Below are 9,436 nucleotides of genomic sequence, written 5' to 3' on the forward strand. Positions count from 1 at the left end.
AGGGCGCAAAGGTGCGAGAAGCCTGCGCTCTCAGCGCAGAGTCAAAGCAAGGGGTCAGCCGATGAAACGGGACAATCGCGCCGACAGGTGCGGCACCAGTTCCCCGTCGGCGTTCACCCGCTCCTCGACGTAGGCCAGGTCGCCGTCCTCGACGATCCCGTAGAGCCGCTTGGCCCCACCGATCAGCGCCCCCGATTTGCTGCGGGCCAGCGCGTCGGTGACCAGTTCCCAGGACGCCGGGCCGTGCGGGCGCCCGTAGAACAGCTCCACATAGCCCGCGGAGTGCGCCAGCAGCAGTTCGATGGCCTGCGACTCGTCGGGGTCATCCGGATCGTCCACGAACCGCCAGAAGCCGGTTTCGCGCAGGGCCGGTTGGCTGGACTCGTCGTCGGACAGCCGCCAAGACCGCGCTTCCCAGTTCAGATAGTCGCCGCCGTCGTGCGACACCACGATCTGCTGACCGAACCGGTAGTCGCCGTGCGCGCCGTGACCCACGCCTTCACCGCGCCACACCCCGACCAACGGCAGCAGCGCCAACAGGGCGTCGTGCAGGTTCGCGCCCTCGCGCAGGTTGGCGGTATCGGTGAGCGGCAGGTCGTCAAAGACCGGAATGTTGCGTGCCGCGGTCTGCTTGGCACGCTCAGCGGCGGCAGCTACCGCGCGGTCGCCGGAACCCCGGTCGACCTGACGCTCGCCGCCGCCTTCGGTGCCCCCGTCGGAAGCACTCACATCTCGTCGGTGATCAGCCGATACAGCGTGTACAGCGCGAACCAGGTGATCAGGCCAGTCGCCGCCACCAGCATCAACTCGAAGAACAACACCACGGGGGGAAGTCTAGCGGCGTTCGCAAGGCCGGCGGAGCCGGGTGCGGCGGGACGTCGAATTCGAGGCCATCGGGTTGCGCGAGTCGTCAGGCGACTTTGATGTCGACCTCGTGGAGGCCCGCCCCGGAGGGGGTCACCACGGCGTCTCCGTTACCGGCCGAGGACAGGGCTCGCACCCTCCAGGCGCCCGGCGCGGCGAAAAACCGGAAGTCACCGGTGGCCGAGGCCACGACCTCAGCGGTGAACTCGTCCGAGGAGTCCAGCAGTCGGACGAACGCACCACCGACGGACGCACCAGAGCTGTCCACCACGCGACCGGTGATCACGGTCTCCTTCTCCAGGTCGACGTTGGCAGGCAGGGCGAGCCCTTGCTTGGGTCCAGAGCACATATCAGCTTCCCAATTCGATCGGGGCGCCCACCAGGGAGCCGTATTCCATCCAACTACCGTCGTAGTTCTTGACGTTGCGATGTCCGAGCAGCTCACGCAGCACGAACCAGGTGTGCGACGAACGCTCACCGATACGGCAATAGGCGATGGTCTCCTTCTGACCATCCAGGCCGGCGTCGGCGTACAGCTTGGCCAGCTCCTCGTCGGACTTGAAGGTGCCGTCCTCGTTGGCGGCACGGCTCCACGGCACGTTGATCGCGCTCGGTACGTGGCCGCGCTGCTGGCTCTGCTCCTGAGGCAGGTGCGCCGGAGCCAGGATCTTGCCGGAGAACTCCTCCGGGGACCGCACGTCGACGAGGTTCTTGGTGTTGATCGCCGCGACCACCTCGTCGCGGCGGGCCCGCAACGATTCGTCCAATGGCTTGGCGGTGTAGGACGTGGCGGGCCGAGTGACGGTTTCGCTCGACAGCGGACGTCCGGCGAGCTCCCACTTCTTGCGGCCGCCGTCGAGCAGCTTGACGGATTCGTGTCCGTAGAGCTTGAAGTACCAGTAGGCGAAGGCGGCGAACCAGTTGTTGTTGCCGCCGTAGAGAATCACGGTGTCGTCGTTGGCGATACCGCGCTCGGAGAGCAGCTTGGAAAACGCGGACTCGTCGATGACGTCGCGCCGTACCGGGTCCTGCAGGTCCTTGCGCCAGTCCAGCCGGATCGCGCCCGGGATGTGGTTGATGTCATAGACGCTGGTGTCTTCGTCGACTTCGACGAACACGGTGTTGGGCGCGTCGAGATTGCTCTCAGCCCAGTCGGTGGAGACCAGGACGTCAGAGCGTGCCATGGTGGGAATCCTTTCTGGCTATTCCAGGGGAGATGCTGTGGTGGTTACGCCGTATCCGGCCGCAGCCGTACCACGAGTGGGTAGAGCTGGCAGCCCAGACAGATCCCGAAGGCGGCATTGAGAAAAGCGGCCGCCAGCGCAAACGCGGTGGCGATCAGGCCGAGCCCCGGCGCGAACGCGAACCCGGCGACCCCGACCACGGCAAACACCAGGCCGACGAGCTGGGCGAAGCGCAACGGCGCCGTCGGCTCACGCTCGGTGACCGGCCCCAGCCGCGGCGCCACCAGCCGGGCGAACAGCAGGCCGTAAGGGTGGCGGCGGGGGCCCGAGATGGCGCCGATCGCGAAGACGACGGCCTGGGCGGCCAGCAGGCCGGCCGCGACCGCCGGGCGAAATTCGGCGATCAGCAAGACGGCCACCAGTACGGCGGTGGTGATCCAGGCGGCGAACCGGGGACCCCGGACGTCTACCTGTTGTATCTGGGCGGTGTCGGTGTCGATGTCCCGCATGAAATGCTCCCTGCTGCTGTCGTGGCGAGTGGCTGGTGGAGACATGCCACGGCTTTCCCGGGCGGCTCCGATAGCGACGCGAAAACGCGCGGCTCAGCGGCAACGACAACAACAGCAGCCCGCGGTGCGGCACAGGTCGACTGCGCGGCGCTTGGTGAGCACAAGCTCAAGGCGGGCGAACACGGCATACAGCCTACCCAACCCAGGGGCGGTCAAGCCAACAGAGGTTCCAGCGCAGAACGCAGGTCCGCGGTCGTCGGGACGCCCGCGGCGCGGTACCGTCGGCGTCCCTCGCCGTCGAAAATCACAGTGGTCGGCAGTGACAGCACCGAAAACCTGCGCGCGGCTTCGGGATTGGCGTCGATGTCGATCTCGTGATGGGCCACCTTCGCCGGGCCCCCGAGGTCATCACAGACTTTCTCCACCACCCGGCGCACGCCGGCGCACGGTCCGCACCACGGCGCCGAGAAATGCACCACCGCGGGGCGTCCCGGTTCCAGCCCCAAGAAGGCGGCCTCGGAAGCGGCGGCGTCGTCGCCTTGAGTCCCGGAGTCGGGCAGCTGGCGCAACACCCCGGCCCGCCGGTTCAGCCACCATCCGGTCGCGGCGGCGAACACCAGGGCGGCGACGATCGCGACGATGCTCATCTTGGGCGGAACTCCGGCAGGGTGACCGTCATTCCGTCGGCGATGCCCTCGATGATCACATCGGAGCCGCGCGCACCCTGACTGGTCGGTACCAACCCGAACGGCAGCCGCTGCTGCGGCAAACTGCCGCGGAACGCGGTGAGCACTGCGGCGCGCTGCTCATCCGGCACACTCTGGTCGGCGGTGTCCGGGCCGGTGAGGATGCCGGTCGGGGTGATCACCAACGTGCTGTGATCTTCCCCACCGATGGACAGGTCCACGGCCACGCTCACCCGCTTGCCGAATCCCTCCGGCGTGCCGGTGAAGACCAGCCCGTGGCTGCTCGAGATTCCGGACTCCGTGGTGCCGCCGGTGTTGTCGTTGGTCTCGGCCGGCGGCGCCTCCACCATCAGGTCGCGGATGCCCAGGTAGCGGCCCAAATGCACAGAGCCGATGATAATTCGGCTCTCCAGTCTGGCCACCGGGATCGGGGCGTCCGGCCGAAACCGCCAGGTGGCCTGGGTCAGGTCGACCGAGTGCATGGTGGCCTCCAGCATCGACTTGCCGATAATCGGCTGCTCGACGGCCGGGGCCTTTATCTCCACCTCGGTGTAGTGATCGCGGCGCGCCTGCGGCAGAAACGGGAAACCCAGGATCGCCACGAACGGGTCTGCGCGCAGGGCCGTGGCCTGCCGTACTGCCCGTGACAACTGGTACTCGGCGTAGACGCTCGCGCCGAAATCGACCCCGGCGGTCACCAAGACCAGTGCCGCGATCGCGGCCGACATACCGATAAGCACCCTGCGCACTAGGTCATTCTGGCAGGTCGCACGCTATCGTTAGATCACCTGGGACGCTGGAGGGCCTCTATTGGAGCTACTGCTGTTGACCGCTGACCTGCACCCCGACGGGGTGTTGCCGTCGCTGTCGCTGCTTGCACACACTGTGCGGACCGCCGCGCCCGAGGTTTCTGCGCTGCTTGAGGCCGGTTCGGCCGAGGTGGTTGTGGTCGATGCGCGCACCGATCTGGCCGCGGCACGCGGGCTGTGCCGGCTGCTGAGCGCCACCGCGGGATCGGTCCCGGTGGTCGCGATCGTGACCGAGGGCGGACTGGTGGCGGTCAACGCCGAGTGGGGTATCGACGAGATCCTGCTTCCGGGTACCGGACCAGCCGAGACCGACGCCCGGTTGCGGCTGCTGACCGGGCGCCGCGGCGCGCCTGCCGCCGAGCAGGCCTCCGGTCAGACCAAGCTCGGCGAGCTGGTGATCGACGAGGGCACCTACACCGCCAGGCTGCGGGGCCGTCCGCTGGACCTGACCTATAAAGAGTTCGAGCTGCTCAAGTACCTCACTCAACACGTCGGCCGGGTCTTCACCCGGGCGCAGTTGTTGCAGGAGGTCTGGGGCTACGACTTCTTCGGCGGTACGCGCACGGTCGACGTGCACGTTCGGCGGTTGCGCGCCAAGCTCGGGCCGGAATACGAGTCGCTGATCGGCACGGTCCGCAACGTCGGCTACAAAGCGGTTCGGCCGGTGCGGGGCCACTCCTCGACCGCCTCCGACGAAGAGGACGACAACGACATGGTCGAGGACCTCGATGGCGCCGACGGCGGTGCGCCCGAGCCGCTGACCAGTCAGTGACCGCCCCGCAATGGCATGTCGCACTGACCGATGACCAGCAGCGGCAGATTCGCGAGCTGATCACCGCTGCCGGCCGTCAGGACGGCGTCGCCCCGGTGGGGGAGCAGGTACTGCGGGAGCTCACCGCTTCCCGCACCGAACATCTGGTCGCCGGTGACGGCGCAACGGTGCTGGGCTATCTGAATCTGACCGCGGGCTCGCAGGACGCCGCGCCGATGGCGGAACTGGTGGTGGCGCCGCACGCCCGGCGGCGCGGTATCGGGGCGGCGATGGTCCGCGCCGCGCTGGCCCACCGCGATGGCGGCAGCCGGTTCTGGGCGCACGGCACTCTGCCCGCCGCCCGAGCCACCGCCGAGGCGCTAGGACTGACCGCGGTGCGTGAACTGCTGCAGATGCGCCGGTCGCTGCGGGGCGTGCCGGAGCCGAAGGTTCCTTCCGGGGTGACGATTCGCACCTATGCGGGCCCCGACGACGACGCCGAACTGCTGCGGGTCAACAACGCCGCGTTCTCCTGGCACCCCGAGCAGGGCGGCTGGACGGCGGAGGACCTGGCCCAGCGCCGCGCCGAGGCATGGTTCGATCCGGCCGGACTGTTTTTGGCGTTCGACGGACCGGTGCTGCTGGGGTTTCACTGGACCAAGATCCACTCCGGCAAACCGGGCGCCGAACGTGCCGGGGAGGTCTACGTGGTGGGCGTCGATCCGGCCGCCCAGGGCCGCGGTCTGGGCCGGGTGCTGACCGAAATCGGCCTGGTCTACCTGGCGGACCGGCTGGCCGACGTCGAGGAGCCGATCGTGCTGCTCTACGTCGAGGCGGACAACACCGCGGCGTTGCGCACCTACGAGCAGCTGGGCTTTGTCGTGCACAGTGTCGATACCGCTTACGCCGCGGTGGACCAGTTCTGAGGCGGCTCCGGAATCTATTCACCGCCCGTTCATCTGGCAGGTGGTTGCCATCCATAAGTGCCGCATACGTTCCCGGAGAGATTGGAACGCCGAAGCGAGAAAGCGAGAACTGATGAAACGCACAAAGGCGGGTCTTGCGCTGGTAGCGGCCGCAATGACCGGTCTGGCGCTCAGTGGCTGCGGCAGCGACGACAACGCCGCAAGTCCGGCGGGAACCGGCACCACCTCCGGCAAAGCCGACTCCGCCGAGTGCGCCGGTAAGGACACGCTGACCGCTGAGGGATCGACTGCTCAGCAGAACGCGATCGCTGTGTTCAACCAGGTGTGGGGCAAACAGTGCTCGGGCAAGAACCTGTCGTACAACCCGACCGGGTCGGGCGCGGGCCGCGAGCAGTTCATCGCCGGGCACGTCGACTTCGCCGGGTCGGACTCGCCGCTGAGCGAGGCGCAGGTCGCCGAGGCGGCCGACCGCTGCAGCCAGAACCCGGCATGGCACCTGCCGCTGGTGTTCGGACCGGTCAGCATCGCCTACCACCTCGACGGGGTGGAGAACCTGGTCCTCAACGGCGACGTGCTGGCCCGGATCTTCAGCGGCGCCATCACCAGCTGGAACGACCCCGCGTTGGTGGCCCTCAACCCGGGCGAGGAACTGCCGGCGATCGCCATCACGCCGATCTACCGCTCGGACTCGTCGGGCACCACCGACAACTTCCAGAAGTACCTCAGCGCGGCAGCGCCGCATACCTGGACCAAGGGCGAGGGCAGCGAATTCCAGGGCGGCGTCGGCGAGGGCGCGCAGAAGTCGGCCGGCGTCGTGCAGGCGGTCCAGAGCACGCCCGGTGCCGTCGGCTATGTCGAGAAGGGCTTCGCCGACCAGGCCAACCTGCGGTCGGCGATGATCGACTCGGGCTCTGGAGTGGTCGCCGCAACCGATGAATCGGCTGGTGTCGCGATTCAGTCCGCTGGGTTCGTGTCCGAGGACAGCAACGACATGCGGCTGGACCTCAGGTCGCTTTACGGCACCAAGCAGGCCGCGGCCTACCCGCTAGTCTTGGTTACCTATGAGATCGTCTGCTCCAAGGGCTACGACCCCGACACGTCGGCGGCCGTGAAGTCCTTCCTGAGGACGGCCTCCACCAGCGGCCAGGACGAATTGTCGTCCGCTGGTTACGTCCGGCTGCCGGACCAGTTGAAACGGCGCTTGAGTGCCGCCATCGACGCGATCCAGTAGCCGCCGTGCGCAAGCGATGAGGGGGTGTAGGCATCGCTGACTCGTCTGTGTCCGCGCCTGCATCGACGCCGTCGGTGACCCCGACGGCGTTGCGGTCCACCGGAAGCCGACTGCAAGATCGGCTGTTCCGCCTGGTCGCAGAAGGCTCCGGGGTGCTGATCATCGTCTTGATCAGCGCCGTCGGAGGCTTCCTGCTGCTGCGGGCGATACCCGCCCTGCAGCGCAACCGGGAGAACTTCTTCACCTACGGCGGCAGTTGGGTCACCACCAACACCTCCGCCATGCACTTCGGCATCGCGGAGATGCTGCAGGTGACGGTGTTCGTCTCGGTGTTCGCCCTGTTGCTGGCCATGCCGGTTGCTCTGGGCGTCGCGGTCTATCTCGCCGAATACGCACCGCGACGGCTCGTCGGGATCCTGGGCTACCTGGTCGAACTGCTGGCCGCCGTGCCGTCGATCATCTACGGAGCCTGGGGCCTGTACGTGCTGGCCCCACAGTTGCGCGGCGTCGCGCTATGGCTCAACGAGCATCTCTCCGGATTCTTCCTGTTCGCCGACGGCAACGCCTCGGTGGCGGGCGGGGGCACCATCTTCACCGGCGGAATCGTGCTGGCGGTGATGATCCTGCCGATCATCACCGCGGTCACCCGCGAGGTGCTGGCTCAGACGCCCCGCGGTCAGGTCGAGGCCGCCCTGGCGCTGGGGGCGACCCGCTGGGAGGTGGTCAAGATGGTGATGCTGCCGTTCGGCCGCTCTGGCTACATCAGTGCCGCGATGCTGGGCTTGGGCCGAGCGCTCGGTGAGACGGTCGCGTTGCTGATCATCCTGCGCTCCACACAGAAGGCGTTCAACTGGTCGCTGTTCGACGGCGGTTCCACCTTCGCCACCAAGATCGCCGCCACCGCATCGGAATTCAACGATCAGTACAAGGCGGGCGCCTACATCGCAGCCGGCCTGGTGCTGTTCGTGCTGACACTTATCGTCAACGCGATGGCGCGCGTCGCGATCACCCAGAAGGTTCATTCATGACCGCGTTGCTGGACCGGCCCGTCAAGCTGCGCACTTTCGCGGGGGTGGGCCTGCGCCGACGGGTGGCCGATTCGATTGCGACGGTGCTGGTCACCGCCGCGATGGCCTTGGCGTTGGTGCCCTTGGTATGGGTGATGTACTCGGTGTTCGACTTCGGTTTCGGTGCCGTCAGCACCAGTACCTGGTGGACCCATTCGCAGGCCGGCATGACGGCGTTCGTGGCCGGCGGCGGTGCCTACCATGCGATCATCGGGACCCTGCTGCAAGGACTGCTGTGCGCGGCCATCTCGATCCCGATTGGGATCTTCGTCGCGATCTATCTGGTCGAATACGGTGCCGGTACCCGACTGGGCAAGCTCGCGACCTTCATGGTCGACATCCTCACCGGGGTGCCGTCGATCGTTGCAGCGCTGTTCGTCTACGCGTTGTGGGTGGCCACCTTGGGATTTCACCGGTCCGGCTTCGCGGTGTCGCTGTCGTTGGTGCTGCTGATGGTGCCGGTGATCGTGCGAGCCACCGAGGAGATGCTGCGGATCATTCCGATGGACCTGCGCGAGGCCAGCTACGCGCTGGGCGCCCCGAAGTGGAAGACCATCACCAGCATCGTGATTCCGACCGCGCTGTCGGGCATCGTCACCGGAATTCTGTTGGCGCTGGCCCGGGTGATGGGCGAGACCGCGCCGCTGTTGATCCTGGTGGGCTATTCGCAGGCGATCAACTTCGATATGTTCCACGGCTTCATGGGGTCGCTGCCGGGCATGATGTATGACCAGACGTCGGCCGGTGCGGGCGCGAGCGCGGTTCCCACAGATCGGCTCTGGGGCGCTGCGCTGACTCTCATCCTGCTGATCGCGATACTCAACGTCGCGGCCAGGTTCGGGGCGCGCATCTTCGCTCCCAAGAAGTTCTAGATCTGTCTGGACAACCAGCGCGTAGCGGTGGGCGAACAAGGAGAGCTGCACGGTGGCTAAAAGGTTGGATCTCACCGACCTCAACATCTATTACGGGTCGTTTCACGCGGTGGCCGACGTGTCGCTGTCGGTTGCGCCGCGAAGTGTCACCGCGTTCATCGGTCCGTCCGGATGTGGCAAGTCGACCGTGCTGCGCACCCTCAACCGGATGCACGAGACCACGCCGGGGGCCCGGATCGAGGGCTCGGTGCTGCTCGACGGCGAGAACATCTACCGTCCCGGAATCGACCCGGTGGGCGTTCGTCAATCCGTCGGAATGGTGTTTCAGCGCCCGAATCCCTTCCCTACCATGTCCATTCGCGACAACGTCGTGGCCGGACTCAAACTGCAGGGAATCCGCAACCGCCGCACGCTCGACGAAACCGCGGAGTTCTCCCTGCGTGGCGCGAACTTGTGGAACGAGGTCAAGGACCGGCTGGACAAGCCGGGCGGCGGGCTCTCCGGTGGGCAACAGCAGCGGTTGTGCATCGCGCGAGC

12 protein-coding genes are annotated in these 9,436 nt (G+C 67.1%); 6 read left to right on the forward strand and 6 right to left on the reverse strand.

Annotation, left to right across the window (positions count from 1 at the left end; translation table 11 throughout):
- Positions 1-54 precede the first annotated feature (54 nt).
- The 6 genes from LI94_RS09500 to lmeA form a co-directional block, all read right to left on the reverse strand.
- A complete protein-coding gene (locus LI94_RS09500; protein WP_024441871.1) occupies positions 55-729 on the reverse strand; it encodes an FABP family protein in 675 nt (224 codons plus the stop codon).
- Between the two features lie 181 nt (positions 730-910).
- The gene (locus LI94_RS09510) at positions 911-1,213 is read right to left on the reverse strand and encodes a DUF1416 domain-containing protein (RefSeq protein WP_024441869.1); all 303 of its coding nucleotides are present in this window, start codon (positions 1,211-1,213) and stop codon (positions 911-913) included.
- Between the two features lies 1 nt (position 1,214).
- On the reverse strand, positions 1,215-2,048 hold the full coding sequence (locus LI94_RS09515) for a sulfurtransferase (protein WP_046301033.1): 834 nt from the start codon (positions 2,046-2,048) through the stop codon (positions 1,215-1,217).
- A gap of 44 nt (positions 2,049-2,092) precedes the next feature.
- The gene (locus LI94_RS09520) at positions 2,093-2,557 is read right to left on the reverse strand and encodes a DUF4395 domain-containing protein (RefSeq protein ID WP_024443895.1); all 465 of its coding nucleotides are present in this window, start codon (positions 2,555-2,557) and stop codon (positions 2,093-2,095) included.
- 212 nt (positions 2,558-2,769) lie between these two features.
- Complete coding sequence (locus LI94_RS09525) at positions 2,770-3,204, reverse strand: thioredoxin family protein (protein ID WP_024443896.1); 435 nt, start codon at positions 3,202-3,204, stop codon at positions 2,770-2,772.
- Positions 3,201-3,971 (reverse strand): mannan chain length control protein LmeA, encoded by a 771-nt coding sequence (gene lmeA, locus LI94_RS09530; RefSeq protein WP_046301034.1) that lies wholly within the window; start codon positions 3,969-3,971, stop codon positions 3,201-3,203. Before lmeA ends, LI94_RS09525 begins: the two co-directional genes overlap by 4 nt.
- Positions 3,972-4,053: 82 nt before the next feature.
- On the opposite strand from lmeA, the gene LI94_RS09535 reads away from it, so the two are divergent.
- From LI94_RS09535 to LI94_RS09560, 6 genes are all read left to right on the forward strand, one after another.
- Positions 4,054-4,824: a response regulator transcription factor gene (locus LI94_RS09535; RefSeq protein WP_024443898.1), complete on the forward strand. Its 771-nt coding sequence runs from the start codon at positions 4,054-4,056 to the stop codon at positions 4,822-4,824.
- Positions 4,821-5,729, forward strand: a complete 909-nt coding sequence (mshD, locus tag LI94_RS09540) for a mycothiol synthase (RefSeq protein ID WP_046301035.1) — start codon at positions 4,821-4,823, stop codon at positions 5,727-5,729. Before LI94_RS09535 ends, mshD begins: the two co-directional genes overlap by 4 nt.
- A 112-nt stretch (positions 5,730-5,841) precedes the next feature.
- On the forward strand, positions 5,842-6,960 hold the full coding sequence (gene pstS, locus LI94_RS09545) for a phosphate ABC transporter substrate-binding protein PstS (protein ID WP_046301036.1): 1,119 nt from the start codon (positions 5,842-5,844) through the stop codon (positions 6,958-6,960).
- Positions 6,961-7,034: 74 nt separating this feature from the next.
- Complete coding sequence (gene pstC, locus LI94_RS09550) at positions 7,035-7,988, forward strand: phosphate ABC transporter permease subunit PstC (protein WP_024443901.1); 954 nt, start codon at positions 7,035-7,037, stop codon at positions 7,986-7,988.
- Positions 7,985-8,899: a phosphate ABC transporter permease PstA gene (gene pstA / locus LI94_RS09555; protein WP_024443902.1), complete on the forward strand. Its 915-nt coding sequence runs from the start codon at positions 7,985-7,987 to the stop codon at positions 8,897-8,899. The genes pstC and pstA overlap by 4 nt, the downstream gene beginning before the upstream one ends.
- A 52-nt stretch (positions 8,900-8,951) precedes the next feature.
- On the forward strand, positions 8,952-9,436 hold a 485-nt coding region (locus tag LI94_RS09560), incomplete at its 3' end, for an ATP-binding cassette domain-containing protein (protein WP_046301037.1).

The organism is Mycobacterium sp. UM_Kg27 (assembly GCF_000972905.1).
Taxonomy (GTDB): Bacteria; Actinomycetota; Actinomycetes; order Mycobacteriales; family Mycobacteriaceae; genus Mycobacterium.